The 22440-nt window shown below is 60.3% G+C and carries 27 protein-coding genes and 1 tRNA gene; 14 read left to right on the forward strand and 14 right to left on the reverse strand.

The window, feature by feature from the left end; all coding sequences use genetic code 11:
* Positions 1-30: 30 nt before the first annotated feature.
* Positions 31-1254, reverse strand: a complete 1224-nt coding sequence (gene rlmN, locus BLO49_RS17150) for a dual-specificity RNA methyltransferase RlmN (RefSeq protein WP_090650738.1) — start codon at positions 1252-1254, stop codon at positions 31-33.
* Positions 1255-1383: 129 nt separating this feature from the next.
* On the opposite strand from rlmN, the gene BLO49_RS17155 reads away from it, so the two are divergent.
* Together BLO49_RS17155 and BLO49_RS17160 are read left to right on the forward strand one after the other, a co-directional pair.
* Complete coding sequence (locus tag BLO49_RS17155) at positions 1384-1854, forward strand: hypothetical protein (RefSeq protein WP_090650739.1); 471 nt, start codon at positions 1384-1386, stop codon at positions 1852-1854.
* A 67-nt stretch (positions 1855-1921) separates the two neighbouring features.
* On the forward strand, positions 1922-2383 hold the full coding sequence (locus tag BLO49_RS17160) for a hypothetical protein (protein ID WP_139159731.1): 462 nt from the start codon (positions 1922-1924) through the stop codon (positions 2381-2383).
* Between the two features lie 6 nt (positions 2384-2389).
* On the opposite strand, the gene BLO49_RS17165 is transcribed toward BLO49_RS17160, so the two are convergent.
* Together BLO49_RS17165 and BLO49_RS17170 are read right to left on the reverse strand one after the other, a co-directional pair.
* Positions 2390-3040, reverse strand: coding sequence for a YitT family protein (locus BLO49_RS17165; protein ID WP_090650742.1), 651 nt, complete (start codon positions 3038-3040; stop codon positions 2390-2392).
* 39 nt (positions 3041-3079) lie between these two features.
* Positions 3080-3826, reverse strand: coding sequence for a HesA/MoeB/ThiF family protein (locus tag BLO49_RS17170; protein WP_090650743.1), 747 nt, complete (start codon positions 3824-3826; stop codon positions 3080-3082).
* Between the two features lie 84 nt (positions 3827-3910).
* Here BLO49_RS17170 and BLO49_RS17175 point away from each other — a divergent pair, with 84 nt between their 5' ends.
* Genes BLO49_RS17175 through hslU form a run of 5 tightly spaced genes read left to right on the forward strand, consistent with a single transcriptional unit; the run spans position 3911 to position 7158 of the window.
* Positions 3911-4630, forward strand: a complete 720-nt coding sequence (locus BLO49_RS17175; protein WP_090650744.1) for a YoaK family protein — start codon at positions 3911-3913, stop codon at positions 4628-4630.
* Positions 4631-4662: 32 nt separating this feature from the next.
* Positions 4663-5214: an ATP-dependent protease subunit HslV gene (gene hslV, locus BLO49_RS17180; protein WP_090650746.1), complete on the forward strand. Its 552-nt coding sequence runs from the start codon at positions 4663-4665 to the stop codon at positions 5212-5214.
* Positions 5211-5381: an Imm27 family immunity protein gene (locus tag BLO49_RS17185; protein WP_090650748.1), complete on the forward strand. Its 171-nt coding sequence runs from the start codon at positions 5211-5213 to the stop codon at positions 5379-5381. The genes hslV and BLO49_RS17185 overlap by 4 nt, the downstream gene beginning before the upstream one ends.
* Positions 5382-5389: 8 nt before the next feature.
* On the forward strand, positions 5390-5860 hold the full coding sequence (locus tag BLO49_RS17190) for a GNAT family N-acetyltransferase (RefSeq protein ID WP_090650750.1): 471 nt from the start codon (positions 5390-5392) through the stop codon (positions 5858-5860).
* 2 nt (positions 5861-5862) lie between these two features.
* Positions 5863-7158 carry an ATP-dependent protease ATPase subunit HslU gene (gene hslU, locus BLO49_RS17195; RefSeq protein ID WP_090650752.1) on the forward strand — a complete coding sequence of 432 codons (1296 nt, stop codon included), beginning with the start codon at positions 5863-5865 and terminating at the stop codon, positions 7156-7158.
* On the opposite strand, the gene BLO49_RS17200 is transcribed toward hslU, so the two are convergent.
* Positions 7159-7452: a DUF3144 domain-containing protein gene (locus BLO49_RS17200; protein WP_090650753.1), complete on the reverse strand. Its 294-nt coding sequence runs from the start codon at positions 7450-7452 to the stop codon at positions 7159-7161.
* Positions 7453-7482: 30 nt separating this feature from the next.
* On the reverse strand, positions 7483-7947 hold the full coding sequence (locus BLO49_RS17205; protein WP_090650755.1) for a low molecular weight protein-tyrosine-phosphatase: 465 nt from the start codon (positions 7945-7947) through the stop codon (positions 7483-7485).
* A 58-nt stretch (positions 7948-8005) separates the two neighbouring features.
* On the opposite strand from BLO49_RS17205, the gene nth reads away from it, so the two are divergent.
* Entirely contained in the window at positions 8006-8695 is a 690-nt protein-coding gene (gene nth, locus BLO49_RS17210) for an endonuclease III (RefSeq protein ID WP_090650756.1), read from the forward strand.
* 165 nt (positions 8696-8860) lie between these two features.
* Here nth and BLO49_RS17215 read toward each other — a convergent pair whose 3' ends face one another.
* Both BLO49_RS17215 and BLO49_RS17220 read right to left on the reverse strand, forming a co-directional pair.
* Complete coding sequence (locus BLO49_RS17215; RefSeq protein WP_090650757.1) at positions 8861-9376, reverse strand: GNAT family N-acetyltransferase; 516 nt, start codon at positions 9374-9376, stop codon at positions 8861-8863.
* Positions 9366-10298: an ATP-grasp domain-containing protein gene (locus BLO49_RS17220; protein WP_245679084.1), complete on the reverse strand. Its 933-nt coding sequence runs from the start codon at positions 10296-10298 to the stop codon at positions 9366-9368. Before BLO49_RS17220 ends, BLO49_RS17215 begins: the two co-directional genes overlap by 11 nt.
* Positions 10299-10356: 58 nt before the next feature.
* On the opposite strand from BLO49_RS17220, the gene BLO49_RS17225 reads away from it, so the two are divergent.
* Both BLO49_RS17225 and BLO49_RS17230 read left to right on the forward strand, forming a co-directional pair.
* Positions 10357-11352: an adenosine kinase gene (locus BLO49_RS17225; protein ID WP_090650760.1), complete on the forward strand. Its 996-nt coding sequence runs from the start codon at positions 10357-10359 to the stop codon at positions 11350-11352.
* Between the two features lie 55 nt (positions 11353-11407).
* Positions 11408-12271 carry a hypothetical protein gene (locus BLO49_RS17230; RefSeq protein WP_090650762.1) on the forward strand — a complete coding sequence of 288 codons (864 nt, stop codon included), beginning with the start codon at positions 11408-11410 and terminating at the stop codon, positions 12269-12271.
* Here the strand turns inward: BLO49_RS17230 and BLO49_RS17235 are convergent.
* The 4 genes from BLO49_RS17235 to BLO49_RS17250 form a co-directional block, all read right to left on the reverse strand.
* The gene (locus BLO49_RS17235; RefSeq protein WP_090650764.1) at positions 12268-12840 is read right to left on the reverse strand and encodes a Smr/MutS family protein; all 573 of its coding nucleotides are present in this window, start codon (positions 12838-12840) and stop codon (positions 12268-12270) included. The genes BLO49_RS17230 and BLO49_RS17235 overlap by 4 nt on opposite strands.
* Before the next feature lie 201 nt (positions 12841-13041).
* Complete coding sequence (locus BLO49_RS17240) at positions 13042-15666, reverse strand: PAS domain-containing protein (RefSeq protein ID WP_090650765.1); 2625 nt, start codon at positions 15664-15666, stop codon at positions 13042-13044.
* 192 nt (positions 15667-15858) lie between these two features.
* Positions 15859-16935: a calcium:cation antiporter gene (locus tag BLO49_RS17245; protein WP_090650791.1), complete on the reverse strand. Its 1077-nt coding sequence runs from the start codon at positions 16933-16935 to the stop codon at positions 15859-15861.
* Positions 16936-16982: 47 nt separating this feature from the next.
* On the reverse strand, positions 16983-18200 hold the full coding sequence (locus tag BLO49_RS17250; protein ID WP_090650767.1) for a TadE/TadG family type IV pilus assembly protein: 1218 nt from the start codon (positions 18198-18200) through the stop codon (positions 16983-16985).
* A 364-nt stretch (positions 18201-18564) separates the two neighbouring features.
* Between BLO49_RS17250 and BLO49_RS17255 the strand changes: the two genes are divergently transcribed.
* Complete coding sequence (locus BLO49_RS17255) at positions 18565-18882, forward strand: hypothetical protein (protein WP_090650768.1); 318 nt, start codon at positions 18565-18567, stop codon at positions 18880-18882.
* Here the strand turns inward: BLO49_RS17255 and BLO49_RS18470 are convergent.
* A complete protein-coding gene (locus tag BLO49_RS18470; protein WP_170828388.1) occupies positions 18857-19024 on the reverse strand; it encodes a hypothetical protein in 168 nt (55 codons plus the stop codon). The genes BLO49_RS17255 and BLO49_RS18470 overlap by 26 nt on opposite strands.
* A gap of 87 nt (positions 19025-19111) precedes the next feature.
* Between BLO49_RS18470 and BLO49_RS17260 the strand changes: the two genes are divergently transcribed.
* Complete coding sequence (locus tag BLO49_RS17260) at positions 19112-19606, forward strand: hypothetical protein (protein ID WP_090650770.1); 495 nt, start codon at positions 19112-19114, stop codon at positions 19604-19606.
* Between the two features lie 57 nt (positions 19607-19663).
* On the opposite strand, the gene BLO49_RS17265 is transcribed toward BLO49_RS17260, so the two are convergent.
* Positions 19664-19738: transfer RNA gene (locus BLO49_RS17265), tRNA-Gly, on the reverse strand.
* Positions 19739-19948: 210 nt separating this feature from the next.
* Positions 19949-20935 (reverse strand): 2-hydroxyacid dehydrogenase, encoded by a 987-nt coding sequence (locus BLO49_RS17270; RefSeq protein ID WP_090650772.1) that lies wholly within the window; start codon positions 20933-20935, stop codon positions 19949-19951.
* Positions 20936-21271: 336 nt separating this feature from the next.
* On the opposite strand from BLO49_RS17270, the gene BLO49_RS17275 reads away from it, so the two are divergent.
* A complete protein-coding gene (locus BLO49_RS17275; protein ID WP_245679085.1) occupies positions 21272-21757 on the forward strand; it encodes an SH3 domain-containing protein in 486 nt (161 codons plus the stop codon).
* Positions 21758-21904: 147 nt separating this feature from the next.
* Positions 21905-22423, forward strand: a complete 519-nt coding sequence (gene fabA, locus BLO49_RS17280) for a 3-hydroxyacyl-[acyl-carrier-protein] dehydratase FabA (protein WP_090650775.1) — start codon at positions 21905-21907, stop codon at positions 22421-22423.
* The last annotated feature ends 17 nt before the right edge of the window (positions 22424-22440 follow it).

Below are 22440 nucleotides of genomic sequence, written 5' to 3' on the forward strand. Positions count from 1 at the left end.
ACGCCGCGGATAGCCATATCGCGCAAAGGCTTAGTCGATCATGCCACCGGCCAGGGCCGCGAAGGGAAGGCTTTCGCCTGCGGGCAGGCTGTCCTGAATTGAGGCAGCTTCCTCGCGCTGTTCACGGCGGACCACCGATGCACGCTTTTTCTCGGACTCGGATTTAAGCTGACCGCAGGCCGCCAGTATATCACGGCCGCGCGGGGTGCGGATCGGCGAGGCGTAACCGGCCTTGTTGAGGATGGCGGCGAAAGCCTCGATCGCGCTCCAGCTTGAGCACTGGTAGTCGGTGCCAGGCCAGGGGTTGAAGGGGATCAGGTTGATCTTGGCCGGAATGCCCTTCAGCAGGCGCAGCAGCGCGCGCGCTTCATCGGGTGAGTCATTGATGCCCTTGAGCATGACATATTCGAAGGTCACGCGGCGGGCATTGGAAAGCCCCGGATAGGCGCGGATGGCGGCCATCAGTTCGGCGATATTGTACTTCTTGTTGAGCGGCACCAGCACGTCGCGCAAGGGGTCATTGGTGGCGTGCAGCGAAATGGCCAGCATGGCCTGGGTGCGGTTGCCGAGCGCTTCCAGTTCCGGCACCACGCCGGAGGTCGAGACGGTGATGCGGCGGCGCGAAATGGCGATACCTTCACCGTCGGAAATGATGTCGATGGCGGCGGCGACATTGTCGAGATTGTAGAGCGGCTCGCCCATCCCCATGAAGACGATGTTGGAGAGCTGGCGGTCTTCCTTGGGCGAGGGCCATTCGCCGAGGTCATCGCGCGCCACCTGGACCTGGGCCACGATCTCGGCCGTGGTCAGGTTGCGCACCAGCTTCTGCGTGCCGGTATGACAGAAGGAGCAGTTGAGCGTACAGCCGACCTGCGAGGAAACGCAGAGCGCGCCGGCGCGGCCGACCGAAGGGATGTAGACGCTCTCGACCTCGATACCCGGCGCCATGCGGATCAGGTACTTGCGCGTGCCGTCATTGCTGATCTGGCGCTCGACGATTTCCGGACGGGCCAGCGAGAACTTTTCCTTGAGCCCGGCGCGCTGGTCCTTGGCGATATCGGTCATCAGGTCGAAATCGGTGAAGCCGTAGTGATGCACCCAGCGCCAGATCTGCTGCATCCGCATCTTCGCCTTGCGGGCCTCGACCACGCCGGAGTCCACCAGGGCCTGCATCAGGCCATCACGGGTCAGGCCGGTGATGTTCACCAGCGGTGAAGAGGTGGATTTGACGGACAGGTCGAGTGTATGGGCCAAGATATGCGGCTTTCGATGAAGACATATTTGCGGGATTGGCGGACCCTATACAGGAAAGCCCGCGAAATGTCTAATTGCGCTGATAGGCTGCGCATCGTAAGTTGCCACCAACACATAATCGAGGATCGCATGGCCTTCTCTTTCCGGACGCTCGGCGTCGCACTCGTTGCCATTCTTGGCTTGTCCGTTTCCTCGCAGGCCCTGGCCAGCCCGGAAACCGATGCGTTGTCGGCCTGCCTGATCCGCTCATCGACGCCGCAGGACAAGCTCGTCCTGACCCGCTGGGCATTTGCCGCCATCTCGAAGCACGAGGGCGTGTCCGACCTGGCCTCGCTCTCCGATGCGCAGATGACCCAGGTCGACAAGGCCGGCGGCGCGCTGTTTTCCCGCCTGCTGATCGAAAACTGCCCAACCGAGACCACGGCGGCCATCCGGACCGATGGTGTCAAGGCGATCGAAACCGCGCTGAGCGATCTCGGCCAGTCAGCCATGCAGGATCTCGCGGGCGATCCCGGCGTTCAAGGGGCTCTGGTCGGCATGGTGGGCTACATGGACCAGGCACGGCTCCTGAAAATGCTGAGCGATGCGGCCTCGAAGTAAGATTTGACTTTGGCTGGATGGCCGCATTAGGGTGAGCCTGTTTTTAGGGGGGGGTAATATGATAGCTGTGTCCAAATCTGTTCTGGCGGCTGCCGCATTGTCGGCTGGGCTTTGCTTTGCAACCTCATCCCAGGCCGGACCGGCTCAGGACGCGCTGTCCGCCTGCCTGGTGAAATCCACGACGCCGGCTGACAATGTGATCCTGGCCGACTGGATTTTTGCCGTGATTTCGCTGCATTCGAGCGTATCGAGCATGGCCTCGATCAGCGACAGCCAGCGTGAAACCCTGAACCGGAACGCGGGTGTGCTGTTTACGCGCCTGGTGAGTGAGGACTGCGGCCCTGAGCTCAAGGCGGCCGTGGAAAAAGAAGGCACGGATGCGGTCGGGGAAGCCTTCGGCAAGCTGGGCGAAATGGCGATGACCGACCTGATGTCTGACCCGAAAGTGCAGGCCGGAACCGAAGCCATGTCGGCCTATATCGATCAGGACAAGATCACGGCCGCCGTTATGGGCAAGTCCGCGAAATAGCGGCTTTTAACGTCCCAGATAACGTTCCGGTTTGTGGAAGCCGACCATAACCCCGCTCATGGCGGCGGCCGAGATCACCGAAAACAGCAACTGGTGCGGATTGAGGATCAGGATTGACGCCGCCATGATCAGGGCGTCACAGGCCAGTTGCGTCTTGCCCGCATTGATATTCTTCGTCTTTTGCAGGTAAAGCGCCAATACCCCGGTGCCGCCGGCACCGGCGCCATGCCGGGCGAGCGCCAGAATGCCCATGCCGATGATGGTGCCGCCGAAAAGCGCCGCGAACAAAGGGTTCAGGCTTTCCAGCCGGAAAGCGAGGTGCGCGTAATTGGCCATGCCCATGATGGCGAGGTTGACGATCACGGTCTTGATCATGAAGCGCTTGCCCATGGCGGGCCAGGCGAAGAGGAAGAACGGGATATTGATCAGGATGAACAGCAGGCCGACCGGCAGGGGCGCGACATAGGAGACGAGCAGGGCGATCCCGGCCACACCGCCGGTGGTCAGGCCGGCGGTATGCAGCATGACTATGCCCAGGGCAATGAACGAACAACCGATGGCGAAGGCATAGGCGTCTTCCAGCACCGTGTGTTTCACGGTGGGGTAGAGGGCGTCCTTGCCGTCCTTGTCGATCAGTTGGCCGGTTGTCGTCGTCATCAGGCGGCATCCATTTAAAGCGGTTGGCCTGTGCGTTTCTTACTTAACGCCGCATACCGGACAGGTGGGATCGGCGGCCAGTTTGACGATGCGCGAGGTCATGTCGAGGCCATCGAAGATCAGCAGTTTCCCGCGCAAGGTCTCGCCCGCGCCGGTAATGACCTTGATTGTCTCCAGCGCCGCCAGCGACCCCATGATCCCCGCCAGGGCACCGACCACGCCGACCCGCTCACAGGTCTCGGCATCGGGCGGAATTTCCGGCACCAGGCATTGATAGCAGGGCGAACCGTCAAACGTGGCCAGTTGGCCGCTGAAGCGCCCCAGAGCCGCCGAGACCAGCGGCTTTTTCAGCGCATGACAGACGCGATTGACCAGCAGGCGGGTCTCGAAATTATCGCAGCCGTCGAGCACCACATCATAGCCGCCAAGCACCTCCGCCGCATTGTCTGCCGTCAGGCGCAGGCGATGAATGCGGCACTGGCAATGCGGATTGAGATTATCAAGGTGGACCGCCGCTGCCTCGGCCTTGGGGGCGCCGATATCTTTCGATCCGAACAGGACCTGCCTTTGCAGATTGCTTAATGACACCTCATCATCGTCGATCAGGCCCAGCGTGCCGACACCGGCCGCCGCCAGATAGAGCGCTGCCGGTGAACCGATGCCGCCCATACCGACCAGCGCCACCTTGGCGGCCTTGAGCTTCATCTGGCCCTGGCCGCCGATTTCCTTCAGCACGAGATGGCGGGCATAGCGGTCGATTTCATCGTCTGTCAGCATGACTTCCATATAGGCGCTGACGGCTTGCGGAGCCACATCAAATTATTTACCGATGGGGCAGATACTTTCCCCATTGTTTGCAGGGTTATTCTCATGGTTCCGGCATTGCGCCAGATGAGCGGCAGGCACCGCACGGAAACGGGCGATGAAAGGCTGGGCACGCTCCTGGCCTTCGTGGCCGGCGCGATCAATGCCGGCGGCTTCCTGGCCGTCGGCTACTATACGTCGCATATGAGCGGCATCGTCTCGTCCATCGCCGATTTTCTTGTCCTGCACCGGTGGACAGCGGCGCTGATATCGGTGCTGTCGGTCTTCTCCTTCTTTTCCGGCGCCGTGACCTCCAGCCTGCTGATCAACTGGGCGCGCCGCCGGGGGCTGCACAGCGAATTTGCATTGACCCTGATGCTGGAGGCGGTCCTGCTGCTTTTGTTCGGCTTGCTGGCGCGGGATGTTCAGGTGACGGTGGCGCTGCTTTGCTTCACAATGGGGCTGCAAAACAGCCTGATCACCAAGATTTCGCACGCCGAGATCCGCACCACGCACGTAACCGGCATTGTCACCGATCTTGGTATCGAATGCGGGCGTTTCCTCTTTGAACGCACCACCCACACCGAAGCGCGGTTTCACCTGAAAAAGGTCATCCTGCTCAGCCGCCTGCTGGCCGGCTTCCTGGCGGGCGGGCTTGTCGGGGCCACGGTGTTCAACTGGGCCGGATTTGTCACCGTCCTGCCGTTTGCCTTTCTGCTGGCGGTCATCGCGGCCGGCCCGGTCTGGGATGACGTGTCGCAGAGGTTTCGCGGTAAAAGCTCTTGAACCGCGGCCGCAAAGCGCCCAAGTAACGCGGCATGACAGACTCAAACTTTCCGAATTGGCACGGCACCACCATCGTAGCCGTGCGCAAGAATAACAAGACGGTCATCGCCGGCGACGGCCAGGTCTCGATGGGGGCGACTATCGTCAAGGGCGGGGCGCGCAAGGTGCGCACGCTCCAGGGCGGCAAGGTCATTGCTGGTTTCGCCGGCGCCACGGCCGACGCCTTCACCCTGCTGGAACGGCTGGAAGCCAAGCTGGAAATGTATCCGGACCAACTGGCGCGCGCCTGCGTCGATCTCGCCAAGGACTGGCGCACGGACCGTTACCTGCGCCGACTGGAAGCCATGCTGCTGGTGGCCGACAAGCATACCGTCCTGACCATTACGGGTGTCGGCGATGTGCTGGAGCCGGAAGACGGCGTGGCCGCCATCGGTTCGGGCGGCGTTTATGCGCTTTCCGCCGCGCGGGCCTTGCTGGATTATGAGCCCGATGCCGAGGTCATCGCCCGCAAGGCCATGAAGATTGCGTCGAGCATCTGCGTTTACACCAACGACCACCTGACGCTGGAAATGCTTGAAGCATGAAGTTGATTGCCAATGATCAAAATGGTTGGGAGCAACTCTACTACGATGAGGCGGCCGAAGCGTATTTCGAAAAAACCTATCCAGATGGTGAAATGCAAGGAGGTGGCGAACCATATTGGCGGCCGATTTCCAAGGAAGAAGCTTTCACCAAATATGTCATCGAATAAAATACATCATGATCACCTTTCGTCCGCTCGCTGAAAAAGACGCCGGTCTTCTGCTGATCTGGATGTCGTCGCCGCATGTCCAGCCGTTCTGGACGGAAGACGGTTCGACACCTGAGGACGAGGTCGAGGAGGCGCTGGACCTGGTGTGGTCGGATGAAGGGGCGCCCTTCATCATCGAACTGAACAGGCGCCCGATCGGCTATATTCAGTATTACGCTTACGGCCCGGATCAACCGGAGGGCACGCTTGGTATCGACCTGTTTATCGGCGATGTGTCCCTGACCGGTGAGGGCCTTGGCCCGCAAATCCTGCGCCAGTTCGGCGACGACCTGCTGGCGAAAGGCGCGACCCGTCTGATGATGGATCCGGCCAGTTCGAATGACCGCGCCATATCGGCCTTCCGTAAGGCCGGCTTTGAGATTTATGAAACACGGGACGGCGTCACGCTGATGTCCCGATCCCCGAAACTGAGTGCCTGACAATGACCACTTTTTCCCCCCGCGAGATCGTTTCCGAACTCGACCGCCACATCATCGGTCACCACGACGCCAAGAAGGCCGTCGCCGTTGCCTTGCGCAACCGCTGGCGCCGCAAGGCGACCGATGAGTCGATCCGTGACGAGATCACGCCGAAAAACATCCTGATGATCGGGCCAACGGGCGTCGGCAAGACCGAGATCGCCCGCCGCCTGGCAAAGCTGGCCCAGGCCCCCTTCATCAAGGTGGAAGCGACCAAGTTCACCGAGGTCGGCTATGTCGGACGCGATGTCGATCAGATCGTGCGCGACCTGGTGGAAGCCGCCATGATCATGGTCAAAGACAAGAACCGCGCCGGCGTTCGCGCCAGGGCCGAACACAATGCCGAGGAACGTTTGATTGACGCGCTGGTGGGCGAAAGCGCTGCCGCGGCGACCCGCGACTCATTCCGCAAGAAGCTGCGCAATAACGAGCTGGACGACAGGGAGATCGAGATTTCCCTGGCCGACAGCGCGCCGGTCGGGATCATGGAAATCCCCGGCCAGCAGGCCGGCGCCTTCAATCTCGGTGATATGCTCTCTAAAGCGATGGGCGGCCGCAAGAAGACGGTTAAGACCACGGTGAAAGCCGCCATGGCGCCGCTGATCGCCGAGGAATCCGACAAGTTGCTCGATCAGGAATCAGTGGCCAACGAAGCGCTGAAACTGGCGGAAAACGAAGGCATCGTCTTCCTGGACGAGATCGATAAGGTGGCCTCGCGCTCCGATCGCGGCGGCGCCGATGTCAGCCGCGAAGGCGTGCAGCGCGACCTGTTGCCGCTGATCGAGGGCACGACGGTTTCGACCAAGTATGGCCCGGTGAAGACCGACCATATCCTCTTTATCGCTTCGGGCGCGTTTCATGTGTCGAAGCCGTCGGACCTGCTGCCCGAATTGCAGGGGCGCCTGCCGATACGCGTCGAGCTGAAGGCCCTGACCCAGGTAGATTTCCGCCGCATTTTGAGCGAGCCGGAAGCCAATCTGATCAGGCAAAACCAGGCCCTGATGGCGACAGAAGGCGTGACTCTGGTGTTCGATGACAGCGCCATCGCCGTGATGGCCGAGGCCGCCGCCACCGTGAATGCCAAGGTTGAGAACATTGGCGCGCGGCGTTTGCAGACCGTGATCGAGAGGGTGATGGAGGATATTTCGTTTACCGCCTCGGACATGCATGGCCAGACCGTGACCATCGATGCCGATTATGTCCGGAAGCGCCTGGGCGATATCGCCACAGACGCTGATCTGAGCCGCTACATCCTATAGTCAGGCCTGGTCGGGGCGATAGCGCTCGAAATTGTTGGCGAAGTCGTCGAAGCTTTCCTCAAACATGCGGCGAAATTCATCCGTAAAGATGCGCACGGCTTCCTCGCGGCGCGCCTTCATGCGTTCGCCGGAGCCATCGCTATTGGCGCACATCCAGGCGGTAAACCGGGCCGCAGCGAAAGTGCCGGACATGGCGACGCGCGCGCCATTAGCGCCTTTAATGTGTTCATTGGAAAGAGCGATATGGTCGTCGACCCGTTTTAGAAAATCGGGGTCTGTTGTCTGTTGGGTCATGCTTTCCTCGAAATTATAGGTTTGTTCTATTCAGGCATTTGCAAGCCGGTTTAGCAAGCCCGTGCTGGCTTTTTCGCACATTTGGTAAACCGCTTCGAAATCCGCCGTCCCGCCATAATAGGGATCGGGCACGTTTTTAGTCAGGCCCAGCGCCTCTTCGAGATAAAGCGCCACCTCGGCCTGCGAACCCTGCGGCTGCATGGTGCTGAGGTGGCGGACATTGTCGCGGTCGAGGCCCAGGATCAGGTCGAAACGGTCGAAATCATCGACATGAATCTGCCGGGCGCGCTGTTCTGAAATATCGATGCCGTGGGCCTGCGCCACCGCGATCGAGCGTCTATCGGGCAATTCGCCGCTGTGCCAGCCGCCGCAGCCGGCGGAATCGATGGTGAAACGGTCCGTCATGCGCGCCAACTCCACCTGATGGCGGAAGATGCCTTCGGCCAGGGGCGAGCGGCAGATATTGCCAAGGCAGACGAACAGGATGGCGGTCATTTCAGGCTTTCCGGAGAATCGGGCATAAGAGGTTTACATCTACTGTTGAAGCGCGCTGATGAAAACCACCAAGCCTAAAACCACCAAACGCCGCAAGGTCGATCCGGAACTGATCCGCCAGTTGTTCGAGCGTTTCGAGCAGGACAAGCCGGAGCCGAAGACCGAGCTGAATTACAGCAACGCCTTTACCCTGGTGACAGCCGTGGCGCTTTCCGCGCAGGCGACTGATGTGTCGGTCAACAAGGCAACCGGCCCCCTGTTCGCCATTGCCGACAATCCGGCCGACATGTTGGCGCTCGGAGAAGACAAGCTGATGCAGATGATCAGCTCGATTGGTCTCTACCGCAACAAGGCAAAGAACGTCATGGCCATGTGCCGCATCCTGATCGATCAGTACGGCGGGCAGGTGCCGATGAACCGCGAGGCGCTGGTCAGCCTGCCTGGCGTGGGAAATAAAACCGCCAGCGTGGTGCTCAATGAAATGGATATCGAACCGGCGATTGCCGTCGATACCCATGTCTATCGCGTGTCGCACCGGCTGGGTCTCGTTGATACCTCGGCCAATACGCCGGACAAGGTTGAAAAGCAGCTCATGCAGGTTATTCCGAAGCACTGGCTGACCCGTGCGCACCACTGGCTGATCCTGCACGGCCGCTATGTGTGCGTGGCGCGCAAGCCGAAATGCGATATCTGCATCGTGCGCGACCTTTGCCCCAAGATCGGCGTCGATTTCACACTGCTGGTTTGAAGCACGAAACCCCACCACCACGTCCATGAAGAATGGACGCGGTCCCCCTCCCCACCAGAGGTGGGGAGGTACAAAGAAGAGTAAACCTTATACCTCCCCGGCTGTGCCGGGGAGGGGGACCGCACGACGCGCGTCAGCGCTAGGTGCGGTGGTGGGGTTTCTTACTTATATCGCTCTCAGACGTTCCAGGATAAAGGTCGGCTGGCCGTGGAACAGACATTCGCGCAGGGGCTTGTAGCCGTGTTTCAGCGCCAGGTTCAGAGATGCCTCGTTCTCCGGTGCAACGGCGCACTGGGTTTTCGGCAGGTTTAGAGTATCGTCGGCATATGCCAGCGCCGCCTTGAGTGCCTCAGACGCATAGCCCTGGCCATGATAGGCGCTGTCGAACACCCAGCCGGTCTCAAAAGCATCGAGTGGCGGATCGATGGTGCGCTTGTAGTCGAAAATACCCATCACGCCGATATGCTTGTCCGTGTCCTTCAGCCGCACCGACCAGGTGCCGAAGCCGAAGACCTGCCAGTGGCCGATATCGCGCAGCAGCCGCAGCCAGACCGTTTCGCGGTCCATCGGCTTGCCGGTGATATGGCGGTAAACCGGTTCCTGCGACCACAGGGCGTGCTGGGCATCGAGATCGCTGGCTGCCAGCGGTTTCAGCATCAGCCGTTCGGTTTCAATGAACATGGTCGGAACTGCCACAGCCGCAAACCCGCATCGCCGCCTCTACCGCATCCTTGAAACGCATGGAGGCTTCCGGATCGTAGGTCAGGTAGAGATCGGGTTCGATCAGTTCCAGTTCCATCAGGCTGAAGCCGCCATCTGCCGCTCTTACCATGTCGACGCGGGCATAGAGCAGGCGGTCGCGGCCGATGAAATCGATGGCCGATTGCGCCAGTTGCAAGGCTTCCGGTGGTGGCGTCAGTACGCGCAGATGGGCGTTGTAATCGGGCTGCGAGCGGAAGTCGCCGGATTTCGGCGTCTTGAGTACGGCGTGCGAGAATTGACCGACGAAGTAGAGCAGGGACCACTCGCCTTCCGACTGGATGGCCGGCATGAAGGGCTGGATCATCGCCGGACCGATCGGCGGTGTGGCCTTGCGATCCTCGACATCCGCGGCGCCTTCGGTGACATCGGCCAGGCGATCACCTTCCCAGATCAGGGTGTTCTTGGCACCGGCTGAAATCGCCGGCTTGAGCACCAGCGCGATCTGGCCGAAATCGGCGCGGGCGCGCGCCACGTCTTCGTCGGTGACGCCTTCAGTAAATAGCGTCGGGATGATGCGCACGCCGGCTTCGGCGAGATCACGCAGATAGCGCTTGTCGACATTCCAGCTCACGATTTCCGGCGGATTGAAGACGCGACGCTCGGCCGCGGCCATCGCCGTCATGGCGCCGATAAAGCTGTTGGGCGCATTATGATAGCCCCACGCCACCAGCGGTAGGATCAGGTCATAGTCCTCCGCGATCGGCTCGGACCACGGCTGATCGAAGATTTCGGCATCGATGCCGGCCAGGGCCTCGCGGTAGACATCGAGCACATAGGGCCAGCGGCCATGGTGCGACGGATGGTCTGGATTGGGGGTCAGGATCAGAATACGCTTGCTCATGGACTCTTTATTGATCATTAGGTTACGCCATATCAACTGAAATTTGAGGCCCCTGCCCATGACCGTCGAATATGACATCACCGCCGTTGGACATGCCATTGTCGATGTGCTTGCCCCCTCCGATGATGCCTTTTTGGCCAAGCATGATTTGCACAAGGGCTCGATGACCCTGATCGACAGCCACCGCGCGCTCAGCCTTTCCGAAGTGATGAATGACAGCGAAATGGCCTCGGGCGGATCGGCTGGCAACACCATTTCCGGCGCGGCCTCCTTTGGCGCCACATGCGCCTATGTCGGCAAGGTGGCGCATGACGCCATGGGGGAGTTTTTTGCGCACGACCTGCGCAAGATGGGGGTCGAATTCCGCACGCCGGTGCTGCATGACGATCCGACCCCGACCGGCCGCTGCCTGATCAATGTCACGCCCGATGGCCAGCGCACCATGGCGACCTTCCTCGGCGCCGCCGCCCTGGTCAGCCCGCAGGATCTCGATGAGGACATTATCCGCGCGTCTCAGATCACCTATCTGGAAGGCTATCTGTTTGATACGCCCTCCGGCCGCGAAACCTTCGCCAAGGCGTCCCAGGTGGCGCGCGCCGCCGGCCGCAAGACGGCGATCACCCTGTCGGACGGCTTCGTGGTCAATCGCTGGCGTGAAGACCTGCTGGCCTTTATCGACCGCCATATCGATATTGTCTTCGCCAATGAAAACGAACTGCTGTCTTTGTTCCAGACTGATGATTTCTTCAAGGCCCTGCGTTACCTGCGCAGCAAGACCGACCTGGCTTTTGTCACTCGCTCGGAAGAAGGGTCTGTGGTTGCCAAGCTGGATGATACCCACGTCATCAAGGCCGCGCCGTGCGACAAGGTGGTCGATACCACCGGCGCGGGGGATTCTTACGCGGCCGGCGTGCTGTTCGGCCTGACACAGGGATTGCATGTCACCACCTGCGCCGAACTGGGCTCGCTGGCGGCATCGGAAGTGATCGGTCATTATGGCCCGCGCGCACAGGTCTCGCTTAAGGCTCTGGCGACTGAGAAGGGGCTGATCTGACTTTCGCAAACCACACAGCTATGTTAACCTCGCCCCATAATTGGGGGAGGGGAATATGTGGCGTTTGATCGGCAAGGGCGTGGCCGCGCTTTTCTGTCTGGCCATTCTGGCAGCGGCGGTTGGACCATTGGTCTCGACGCCTGACTATTACGATATCGACGGTCAGGAAGATGCGGCTGTCAAGGCATTGACGTCGCCGGATATTTACCAACGCGCCGAAGCCTATGCAGACCTTATGCAGAGGCAGGATGTTCAGGGCCTGAAACCCCTGACGTCGCCCGCTATTCTGGATGACGCCTTTTATCGTGCCCTGCCGACGATTGCCCACTACGGTTCGCTGGAAAAGCCAAAGGCCACGCGCGTCCTCGGTTTTCATACCAACACGACGTTGATGGCAGGAAATGGCGGTAACTGGACCGACAGCAATATCGTTATCGGTCACTATTATCCCGACAAGGTCATTTTCACGATCACCAATTTCCGTAAGCAAAACGGAGATATAAAGATAACAAGTTTCACCCTGCGCCGAATGACCAATGCCGACATTGCGGCAGTCCAATTCAGCCTGCTTAACAAGTCTCCAGTGCATTATGCTGTTCTGGCACTTGCCGCGGTCATTCTGGGTTTTAGCCTTGTGACGCTGTATGTAAGCCTGACCCGGCCGCGTGTGAAATGGCGCTGGCCGTGGGTGCTATTTGTCCTATTGGGTTTTGGGTATCTGACCTTTAACTGGGGCACAGGCGAATTTGGTCTCAGGCTTCTTAACTTCCGCACGCCTCAAGCCGTTGTTGATATGGAATTGCTCCAGTATCCAGTGCTCCTGATGTGCCTGCCACTGGGCGCCATACTCTTCTGGCTTCTGGCTCGCCAGAAGCCGCTGCCAAAGGCGGAAGCGCAACCGGCAGTTTTTGAAGATTAGCCAGCGCGCCGTTTCAGCGCCACATAGAGCGCGCCGGTCCCGCCATGGCGGGCATGAGCCTGGCTGATGCCGGCGACGATATGGCCAAGCGCCGGATCGGCCAGCCATTCCGGTGCATGGCGTTTCAAAATGCCGTTTTCGGAAATGCCCTTGCCGGTGATGACCAGCACGGCGCGGTAATCATTGGCAAAAGCCTGCTGCACGAAGGCTTTCAGGCGGGCCTCGGCGGCAAAGGCGTTCAGGCCATGAAGGTCGAGCCGTGCCTCGATCGGATCGCGTTCGCGGGTGATGCGGCGCTTGCGTTTCGGCTCGATCGGATCTGGGGCATGGTCGGCGGCGCGGGTGATCTTGAAACCGCTGACGGGCTTGAGCGACTGGCCGATCTTGAAGGGCGTCAGCGGTGCCGGTGCCGGTCTGGCGGCGGTCATTTCGCCGGGCATATCGGCGATCTTGATGGTTTCGGTCTGGGGTTCAGGTTCCGGCTTTTTTGTGGGTTTGTGCGGCCGCACGGTCGCCGTCACCAGTGCCCATAACCGTAAATCCTCCGCCTTGAAACCGAACCGTGCCATGAGCCTGTGCGCGAAAAAGTAAGAAACCCCACCACCTCATCTAGACGCTTCGCGTCGTCGTGCGGTCCCCCTCCCCAACAAGTTGGGGAGGTATAAGTAACCTATACCTCCCCGGTTCACCGGGGAGGGGGACCGCGCCTCCCTTGAGGCGTGGTGGTGGGGCATCTTACTTTACAAAAGCGGCCAGAGGCTACCGATTTATCAGAACTCTTCCGACTGGAAAGCCTGCAACTGGCGGGTCAGGCGTTCGCCGCGCTTGCCGGCGGTGAGTGCCGCTTCCGACAGGCGGCGGATATTTTCCGGGCTTTCCGGCTGACGGGCCATGACTTCCAGCGCGCCATTGATGACGCCCAGCATCTGGGCGAAATCCTGCGCTACGTCGCTGGTCAGGCGGCCGACCGTCTCATAGCGCTGGGCGTGGCCCAAAGCTTCATGAAGTTTGTCAAGTTGAGCCTGCATGTCTGACAGTTGCGCCTGCGCTTTTTCCAGAGCGCTTTGATCGACCATCGGCGCCTGTTCCAGACGGGCCTGGGCGTCATGATAGGCGGCCTGCCACTTGGTGGCCTCGAACTGGGCGGCCTTCACCTTGGCTTCCCATGCCGAGGTATCCGGTTCCGGCGCCGGCTTTTCGAGCAGTGCCTTATGCGCCGCCTGAAGCTCAGCGTGACGGGCGGCGGCCTGATTGAGCGCATTCTTCAGGCCGGTGATGCGCGCTTCATGCATCCGGTAATCCGGTTCCGGCGCGGGCGCATTGGAAAGGACATGATAGCGTTGGGCCAGGTCGTCATGGCGAGCTTGCGCCGTTTTCAGCCGGTCTTCCAGAGCGGCAATGCGCGCCTCGTGTTCGCTGTAATCGGGTTCTGGCGCGGGCGTTTCAGCCAGTTCGCGCAACCGCCGGTCCAGATCAGCCTTTTCCGCTTCGGCGGTTTCCAGTTCCGCCTGCAAGGTCCGGATGCGCGCGTCATGGGCGCTGTAATCGGGCTCGACGACAGGTGCATTGCGCAACGCGTCCAGTTCGGTTTCCAGCGCCGCCTGAACGGCACGGGCCATGGATAGTTCGGCGCTCATTTCGGCGATGCGGCCCTCTTCGGCCGGCTTGACGGCCAAAAGCGCATCAATTTGTGCCTGAAGCGCTTCATGGCGCTTTTCGGCCTCTGCCAGTTGCGCCTTCAGGCGCTCGTTTTCTGCCACAACCAGCGGATCGGGTTCGTGGACGATAACCGGATCGGGCAGGGGCGTGACAGTTGGGGTATGCCAGTCATAGGGCGACTGCATGTCCGATAAGGCCTCTTCGCGGGCCACGGCCGCGGCTTCGGTAATGGCGCTCTCGCGTTCCAGCGCGGCCTCGATGCGGACGGCTTCCAATTCGGCTTCATGAGCGGTGCGGGCTTCGGCCAGTGCGCTTTCACGCGCCGTTTCGCGGGCCTTGGATACGGCGTCTTCCAACTCGGCTTCGCTGATGCCGGTTGTCTGAATGACCGGCTCTGGAGCGGCCTGCTGGCCTTTCCAGGCCGTGCAGTCGAAGGCGACACCGTAGATGTGTCGCTGGCCGTCAATGGTCTTCGCCTGGCCTTCAAGCGCGATCCAGCGTTCGCTGCCATCCGGGCGCGTGACCTTGATGTCAAGCGCCAGATGGTCGCTTTCGCCGCTCATCAGTTGCCCGAAGGAGGTATCGGCCACGGCCTGGTCGGCGTCGGAAATCAGGGTTGGGCCGCCGGGATAATCACGGCCGATCAGGGCCATCATGCCGGCATCTTCGACAATGGTATCGGCCTCAGCGTCATACTGCCAGGTGCCGACGCCGAGCGCGGCGCGCGCCTGTTCGGCCAGGCGATGATCGGCCAGTTCCTGAGTTGCGAACTCGTACGCTTCCTCTGTGGGCGCGGCAGCGGGCGCCGCGGCGGGCAACAGTCCGGAAGGTAACGCGGTGACGGTCAGGCCGCTTTCGCCGCCTTCGTGGGTGCGCACCACCCAGGCCGTGACGACGCAGGGCTGGCTGTCGCCGTTCGGTGCCTTGAGCGTCAGTTGCATCGATGTCTGGCTATGGGGTGAGGTTTCGTCCAGCCGGTCGCCGAGATAGTCGATGGCCTTCTGGAAATCGGCGTCCGCCACAAAGAACTGCGTCCAGTTCTGCCCGAGCGCCTGTTCGCGCGTCAACTCGAACGCATCGAGCGCGGCGTTGTTGATGTCGATCACCTGGCCCTTGGAATCGAGACCCCAGAAGGGTACGGTGGCGGAGGCGAACCAGTGGCCGCGCCACAGGCCGTTCAGGTCGTCGATACCCTCGCCGGACGAGGTTTCCAGTTCGACCATGGCGGCCGTGGAGCCGATGACCTCGCCGGCGCCATTCATGATCGGCATGGAGGTGACGCTGACCAGTACCTTTTCACGGCTGCCGTGATTGACCAACAGGTGCTGGAAGCCCTTGACCGTCTGGCCGCGCAGGGTGCGGGCGATCGGCAGCAGGTCGGCCGGGATCATGCGGCCGTCAGGGTAGGTGATGCCCCAGGTGGCGGAATGGAAGCGCAGGCCCAGCAGTTCGGAATCCTTGCGCCCAAGAAGCTGGTGCGCCGCCCGGTTGGCGAAGGTGAACTTGCCGGTATTGTCGGTTTCGACCAGGGCCACGGGCACCGCGTTCAGCACATTGAACATACGGCGTTCAAGTGTATCGATCTTGCGTTCAGCCTTGAACAGCAAATCCTGGAACTGGCGAACCTGGAAGGATTTCAGCGAGGCGATGACGCCGCCGACAATGGCCAGGGCAAGCAGGATGAAGGCGGCCACGCCGAGCAGCGCAATCAGATCATGCTCACTTTGCAACAACATACCCGAACCCTATTCAAACCCAGACCGCCGGCTGCGTCATTTTGTGACAGAGTCCGCCCGGTTGCCCCGAAGCCAGCAAAAACCGTACCTGACCTGGATGCAAGTGAAATCATCTTGAATTGCAGGGATTTAACCCGCCGCGCCCCTGGCAGGAGAATGCCGGCAGACGGGCAAGCCAGATGGGCGAATGGCTTATAGCCCCATTACCGCCAGCATGACGAAGGTGGCGAACAGGACGAAATGCGTGGCCCCTTCTATGGCGTTGGTTTCGCCGTCGTGCAGGTTGATGGCGGCCACGATCAGCGTCAGCACGGTCATGACGGTCTGCGGCGCGCTAAGCGCCATCTGCACCGGATGGCCGGTGACCAGCGCCATGATCTCGATCACCGGCACGGTCAGGATGACCGTGGAAAGCGAGGCGCCGAGCGCGATATTGACCACAGGCTGCATCCGGTTGGCCAGCGCCGCGCGCAGGGCGGTGAGGATTTCCGGGCTGGCGGAGATGGCGGCCACCAGTATGGCGGCGACGATCGGCGGCACGCCGGTGCCGGTCAGGCTGCGGTCCATGGTTTTGGCCATGACCTCGGCCAGTATGCCGATCAGAACGACTCCGATGACGAGGGCGGTGACCGAGCCGGCTGTGCTGCCATGATGCTTGTGCTCCGTGTCGCCCGTTTCGGCATATGTATAGCTGAAGAAGTAGCTGTGGCGCGTAGTCTGGAGGCGCAGGAAAATGCCGTAGAGAAGCAACATGCTGCAAATGGTGAAGACCGAAAAGACCTGCCAGTGATGTGAAGGAATGAATTCCGGAACCACCATGGAAATGCCCATGCCGGTCAGGATCATGACGATATAGGTATTGCCGGAATCGACATTATAGGGCTGTTCGCCATGGCGCAGGCCGCCGAGGATCGCCGCCAGGCCCAGTATGCCGTTCATGTCGATCATGACAGCGGAATAGATGGTGTCGCGCGCCAGGGTAGGTGATGAGGTGTGGCTCAGCATCATGACCAGGATGATGACCTCGACCAGCACCGCCGAAAGCGTCAGGATCATGGTGCCGTAAGGCTCGCCGACCTTTTCAGCCAGCACCTCTGCATGGTGCGCCACCCGCAGCGATACCATGATGATGACGGCGATCAGGCAGAGGCCGGCAATGAGCGATGCCGCCGGGCCGCTTTCGAGGATCAGGTGTTCGCTGAAGAAGGCGGCGCCGGCGATAAGCGCCCCAAGGATGAGGAATTTTTCGGATTTTAGGATGGCGGACATGATCATGCGTAGACTACGGCGCGCCGTCGAAAGTCAAGATGCAACGCCTAATGACTGAGCACCGGCGCGCTGTAGCCCGGCCCCACGCCCTGCGGTACGGGCACTGAGGAGCCGGCATAGCCGTTATTGATGACCAGGACCGGATTTTTCGTCAGGGTCAAAGTATCGGCCACGATGATGCTCCAGGCGGAATCCTGGGCCACACTGCCGGTTGTGGCAATATTCAGTTCGGCATCGGGAATATAGATCGTGCCGAGCAGTTTGCTGACATTGTCCGACGCGATGCTGAAGACCTGATGGTTATCGCGGGTAGTGATGATGAGGAATCCGGCGAAGGGACCGCTTTTGCGGGCGCTCAACTGGACCATGGCCCTGTCGGCGAAGTTGATCTTCTTGGTTGAGCCGAAGATCAGCGCCACGTCGTCGCCCTTGATGACGGCGTTTTCGTGCGCCTCCAGGTCGTCCATGAAGTAATGATCGCCGGGTTGAAGGATCAGGGTCGCATCCTTATCGATCATAAAATGCTCGCAATGGACGCCGGGCGGCAGGATCAGGGTTTCGCCCTTTTTCTGGGTGATCCGTTCCGGTTTGCCGATGCAATCCTGCGGCGGCGTGAGGGAGAGGGCCGCAAACGGATCGGAAATGGGCAGGGCGCCGCCATTGCCCGCCGGCGAGACCGGCCCCTCGACCGTCCCCACGGCCTGTGTTCGTTCCGCCTGGATCATGGCCGAGCTCTTGACCCTGATGTTCTGATTGGCGTGGATGGCGCAGCCGATGGCACGAATGCGGGCATTATTTTCCAGTCTGATGCCGCCCGCGCCTGTCTGGAGGACGCACAGGGGAACAGAACCGAGATTTTCGGCGGTGGCCCTGGCGGTGAGCGTGGTGTCTCCGAAGCCAAGAAAGCCGATAAGGGCCTTGTGGTCGGCCGCCCCCGTCACGGTTATGGTGCTGGACTTTCCATCAATGGCGGCGTTGAACGCGGCCTTCGAGCGGAGGCGGGACCTGGCGGCGCTTTGCTGCGCCACAGTGACGGCGGTGTCGATCGGCGTTTGCGCGGCGGTATTGGCCATGGAAAGGCGCCCGGCTCCGGCCAGCGCACCGGCATCTACAGCTTCCTGAAGACTGGCCCGTTCCCCGGAAGCACTGCTCAGTTCAATAATGCCGAAGGCGGCGAACATCAGCGGAATGGCCGTCAGCGTGGCAATAATGGCGACGTTGCCACGGCAATCGGTAAGCCATTGTTTTATGATTCCCGATTTCATACCGCCTCCATAAGTATTTCGGAAATTGGCATGTAATAGTAAAAATATAAATTATATATAATTGCTTTTGTTTAAAGCAAAAATCGCATTAAATATACAAATTGCGAAATGATAATATGTTTCGTATATTGGATATTGTGAAAGCGTATGATAATTTATACTGACTAATATCTGTTGTAGTATGGGTTTTCGGAGAAATAATATAGGTAAATTTAGCGTTTACCCTCTTCCGGGGTTTACATTTCGCCTCCGGCTGATAGCTTCGTCTCCATAGTAACGAGCGGCCCGGGACCAGTGGTTTCGCTCCTGTGTTTTTGCATCCCATGTTGACATTTTTAACCGGTTGCCCGGTTTGAAGACGCGTATGCGTTTCAAGCCCGCGACCCTGGAGCGCGCTATGGATCTGGATCGGGAAGTCGACCGTCTGATGAAACGCATCGAACAGAGGGTGGCTGAGCCGGAAGTCATTTTCGCGGCCATCAAGCAGCTTGTCGGATCGCACTATGCCCTAAGCCTGCCGGCGGAACTGGGCGCCTTCAATCACTTCATGGATATGTCGTTGCAGCGCCGGCTTTCCGGCCCCGGCCTGGCCGTGCTGACGAATGATATCAAGAAGCGCATCGCCGCGCTCAATGCCGTATCCTATCTGCAGGCGGCTAAGCGCGACGTTCACTGGGTCTAGGCCCTTTTGCCCGCGCCTGCCGGATCGTCTCCATCCATTCCCTGACAAGCGCGCGGCTCAGGCCGTCAGCTTTCATGACCAGATGAACCACTGGATCGGCCAGCAGATCCTCCAGGGTCGGTTCGGTAAATGTGCAGGTCATGATCCGCGGCCTTTCCAGTGCTTGCTATAGCGTCATCATAATGCTAATGAGAATTATTCGCAATATAATTCTTGAGTCGAGCCAGCCATGCCTGTAGCGGAAGCCCCATCGCCGGAAACCTTGCCAAACGATATCCGCAATCTGAGCTATGCCGGGCATTTCATCGTCTGGGTGATGCGGACGGCCGTCGCCTGTGCGCCGGAATGCCGCATGATCCACCGCGAGTTCAGCCATGCCTTTGGTCCGCATGTTGAAGCGGGGGCAAAGGCATTCGAGCGGGTCTTGCTGGCTCTGGCAAAGGGTACGCGGCCGATTACGCTGGCGCGACCGGGGCATGTCCAAATGACTCACGATGAACTGAGTCTGCTGGCGCTTTTCGCGGCGGGCCAGATTGGAGACGGGGCGCGCTGCCTGGCACATGCGCGCTGGCTGATGGGGAAGGCACGGCCGGAGCCCCTGTGCGAGGCAGTGGCTGATTTGGGTATTCTGTTGGCGCGCAATGGCCGGATATTGTGCCAGGCGCCTGATGCCGTGCCGCTGACGGGCTGTGCTGGTGAGCCGGCTCGTTTGCGCGTAGTCTGATCCAAAAGCAAAAAAGCAGCCCGAAGGCTGCTTTTGAAAATCAATCCGAGGAAGGATTGGAGCGGGCGAAGAGGATCGAACTCTCGACATCGACCTTGGCAAGGTCGCGCTCTACCGCTGAGCTACGCCCGCTTATCCGTTGGCAAGTCCGTGTCCGAAGACCGTGTCTCGCCGGGAGAGCGGCCTTATAGACGGAAGGCTGTTTTCATTGCAAGCGCCTTTTTTCGAAATCCTGTGAAAAACTTTTTGAGAGGAAAAAGGAAGCGAGATGCCCCACCACCCCGCCGACGCCGCAAGAGCGGCGCGGTCCCCCTCCCCGGCGGAGCCGGGGAGGGGTAAGAGTTACAGCATTGCCGGGATAACGCGGTCTGGCGGGCGGTGGCCGTCCTGGTGCGTCTTGATATTGAGGATTACCCGGTCGCCCATGTCCTGGCGCGCCTCGATGGTGGAAGAGGCCATGTGCGGCAAGAGGACCGCATTGGGCAGGCCGATCAGTTCCGGATTGATCGCCGGTTCGCGTTCGTAGACATCGAGCCCGACGCCGGCGATCAGCTTGGCGCGCAGCATGGCGGCCAGAGCCTGTTCGTCGACAATCTGGCCGCGGGCGGTATTGACCAGTATGGCGTGGGGCTGGAGCTTCGCCAGACGTTCGGCGCTGAGCAGGTGCTTGGTGCCCTCGCCGCCGGGGGCATTGATCGAGATGACATCCATGCGCGCCAGCATCTGGTCGAGGTCATCCCAGTAGGTGGCGCCCAGTTCATCCGAGATCCGCGCCGAGACCGGCTTGCGGTTGTGATAGTGGACGCTCATGCCAAAGGCGCGGGCGCGACGGGCGAGGGCCTGGCCGATGCGGCCCATGCCGACAATGCCGAGGCGCTTGCCGAAGATGCGGCGGCCGAGCATGAAGGTGGGCGACCAGGCGGAAAATTCGCCCTTCTGCACCAGTTCGGCGCCTTCGACGAAGCGGCGCGACACAGCCATGATCAGGCCCATGGTCATTTCGGCGGTATCCTCGGTCAGTACGCCGGGTGTATTGGTGACCATGATGCCGCGCTCGGTGGCGGCATGGATGTCGATATGTTCGTGGCCGACGCCGAAATTGGCGATCATCTTCAGGCGGTCGCCGCAATGGGCGAAGAAGTCGGCATCGATCCGGTCATTGATCGAGGTGACCAGCACGTCGGTATCTTTGGCGGCCTCCAGAATCTGTTCCGGCGGCATCGGCGTCATGTGTAGCCACAAAGTGGTATTGAACAGCTCGCGCATACGCGTTTCGACCGCGTCAGGCAGCTTGATGGTAAGGACGACCTTGAGTTTTGCAGCGCTCATAAATGCCTTTGTTCGTTTTAAGTTATCGTCGGCGCCGCAGAATTCTTTCCCGAAACCCTGTGCCGCCGCCGGGCTTGGATGCCCGCGTATATCACTTGCTTGCCCGGTGAATTCACATTCGGTTAACCAAATCTGAACCCTTGCGGGCAATCATGCGGGTCTGATATCTCCGGCCAGGCCGTGAAACCATCCCATCCCCACAAACATCAGTCAGATATGCGTCCGTCCGTGTTCACAGGTTTTTCCGACATAAACGTTTTCTCCCGGCCTTTTCAAGCGTTTTGGCGGTGCCGCGTGCTTATGTTAGCGGCGCTTGCGGCTTTGGGTGCGGGCCTCGTGAGCGGACCGGTTCATGCCGGGGATCAGGCTTTTGATACACCGTCAGGCCTCCAGGTGCCGCGCTGGGCCATGCTGCGCCGTAACGAGGTCTATGCCCGCAATGGTCCCAGCAAGGACAATCGTGTCGTCTGGACCTATCGTCAGGCGCAGTTGCCGGTGCAGATCATTTCCGAAACGCGCGACTGGCGCCTAGTCTGCGATCCCGATGGCGGCGTCGCCTGGGTCAGCCGCACCATGCTTCAGGCGCAGAAAACCGTGCTCAGCCCGGCCGGACAGAAGCTTCAGATGCGGCAAAGTCCGGACGAAAAGGCCGATATCAAGGCCATACTGAAGCCGAGGGCACTGGCCTCCCTCGATAAGTGCAAAAAAGGTTGGTGCCGGATTTCAGCCGCCGGCCAGACCGGCTGGGTGCCGGAACAATCCCTGTGGGGCACGCAAACCGCCGCTGTCTGCAAGCGCCCGGATCCCTTCGCGGCACGCTGAATGCCCGATTAATCGACCATGATCGGTTCGTAATTCCCTCAAAAGGGTTGAGCCGGCGCGCCGCATCATGTAACGCATCATTTTTTAATGTTACACGCATTGGCGATGACGGATTGGTCAGGTCGATGCCCCGGAGCCCTTTAACTGATGACCGAACGCCCTTCCTCCTTTTCGTATGAAGACCTGCTGTCCTGCGGGCGCGGTGATATGTTCGGTCCGGGCAATGCACAACTGCCTGCCCCGCCGATGCTGATGTTTGACCGCATCGTCCAGATCAGCGAAACCGGCGGCAGCCATGGGAAGGGCTATATCGAGGCGGAACTCGACATCAATCCGGACCTGTGGTTCTTCGCCTGTCACTTCATCGGTGATCCGGTCATGCCGGGTTGCCTGGGGCTGGATGCCATGTGGCAGCTCGTCGGCTTCTTCCTCGGCTGGAAGGGCAATCCGGGCCGCGGCCGTGCGCTCGGTGTCGGCGAGGTGAAGTTCACCGGCCAGGTGACACCCGATGTCAAGAAAGTGACCTACAAGATCGATATGAAGCGCGTCATGTCGGGCAAGCTGATCATGGGGATCGGCGACGGGGTTGTCGAAGCCGATGGCAAGCTTATCTATCAGGCATCGGGCCTGCGCGTCGGCCTGTTCGATGCCAGGGAACTGGGTTAAGCCTCGCGCAGAAGAGG

Origin of the sequence: Asticcacaulis taihuensis (assembly GCF_900100255.1) — a bacterium.
Taxonomy (GTDB): Bacteria; Pseudomonadota; Alphaproteobacteria; order Caulobacterales; family Caulobacteraceae; genus Asticcacaulis; species Asticcacaulis taihuensis.

Bases quoted from the DNA above. Each gene is read 5' to 3' on its own strand.
- BLO49_RS17155 (WP_090650739.1), top strand. From the start codon at position 1,384: ATGGCCTTCTCTTTCCGGACGCTCGGCGTCGCACTCGTTGCCATTCTT.
- BLO49_RS17165 (WP_090650742.1), bottom strand. From the start codon at position 3,040: ATGACGACGACAACCGGCCAACTGATCGACAAGGACGGCAAGGACGCC.
- BLO49_RS17170 (WP_090650743.1), bottom strand. From the start codon at position 3,826: ATGGAAGTCATGCTGACAGACGATGAAATCGACCGCTATGCCCGCCAT.
- BLO49_RS17175 (WP_090650744.1), top strand. From the start codon at position 3,911: ATGGTTCCGGCATTGCGCCAGATGAGCGGCAGGCACCGCACGGAAACG.
- hslV (WP_090650746.1), top strand. From the start codon at position 4,663: ATGACAGACTCAAACTTTCCGAATTGGCACGGCACCACCATCGTAGCC.
- BLO49_RS17185 (WP_090650748.1), top strand. From the start codon at position 5,211: ATGAAGTTGATTGCCAATGATCAAAATGGTTGGGAGCAACTCTACTAC.
- BLO49_RS17190 (WP_090650750.1), top strand. From the start codon at position 5,390: ATGATCACCTTTCGTCCGCTCGCTGAAAAAGACGCCGGTCTTCTGCTG.
- hslU (WP_090650752.1), top strand. From the start codon at position 5,863: ATGACCACTTTTTCCCCCCGCGAGATCGTTTCCGAACTCGACCGCCAC.
- BLO49_RS17200 (WP_090650753.1), bottom strand. From the start codon at position 7,452: ATGACCCAACAGACAACAGACCCCGATTTTCTAAAACGGGTCGACGAC.
- BLO49_RS17205 (WP_090650755.1), bottom strand. From the start codon at position 7,947: ATGACCGCCATCCTGTTCGTCTGCCTTGGCAATATCTGCCGCTCGCCC.
- nth (WP_090650756.1), top strand. From the start codon at position 8,006: ATGAAAACCACCAAGCCTAAAACCACCAAACGCCGCAAGGTCGATCCG.
- BLO49_RS17215 (WP_090650757.1), bottom strand. From the start codon at position 9,376: ATGTTCATTGAAACCGAACGGCTGATGCTGAAACCGCTGGCAGCCAGC.
- BLO49_RS17220 (WP_245679084.1), bottom strand. From the start codon at position 10,298: ATGAGCAAGCGTATTCTGATCCTGACCCCCAATCCAGACCATCCGTCG.
- BLO49_RS17225 (WP_090650760.1), top strand. From the start codon at position 10,357: ATGACCGTCGAATATGACATCACCGCCGTTGGACATGCCATTGTCGAT.
- BLO49_RS17230 (WP_090650762.1), top strand. From the start codon at position 11,408: ATGTGGCGTTTGATCGGCAAGGGCGTGGCCGCGCTTTTCTGTCTGGCC.
- BLO49_RS17235 (WP_090650764.1), bottom strand. From the start codon at position 12,840: ATGGCACGGTTCGGTTTCAAGGCGGAGGATTTACGGTTATGGGCACTG.
- BLO49_RS17240 (WP_090650765.1), bottom strand. From the start codon at position 15,666: ATGTTGTTGCAAAGTGAGCATGATCTGATTGCGCTGCTCGGCGTGGCC.
- BLO49_RS17245 (WP_090650791.1), bottom strand. From the start codon at position 16,935: ATGTCCGCCATCCTAAAATCCGAAAAATTCCTCATCCTTGGGGCGCTT.
- BLO49_RS17250 (WP_090650767.1), bottom strand. From the start codon at position 18,200: ATGAAATCGGGAATCATAAAACAATGGCTTACCGATTGCCGTGGCAAC.
- BLO49_RS17255 (WP_090650768.1), top strand. From the start codon at position 18,565: ATGCGTTTCAAGCCCGCGACCCTGGAGCGCGCTATGGATCTGGATCGG.
- BLO49_RS18470 (WP_170828388.1), bottom strand. From the start codon at position 19,024: ATGACCTGCACATTTACCGAACCGACCCTGGAGGATCTGCTGGCCGAT.
- BLO49_RS17260 (WP_090650770.1), top strand. From the start codon at position 19,112: ATGCCTGTAGCGGAAGCCCCATCGCCGGAAACCTTGCCAAACGATATC.
- BLO49_RS17270 (WP_090650772.1), bottom strand. From the start codon at position 20,935: ATGAGCGCTGCAAAACTCAAGGTCGTCCTTACCATCAAGCTGCCTGAC.
- fabA (WP_090650775.1), top strand. From the start codon at position 21,905: ATGACCGAACGCCCTTCCTCCTTTTCGTATGAAGACCTGCTGTCCTGC.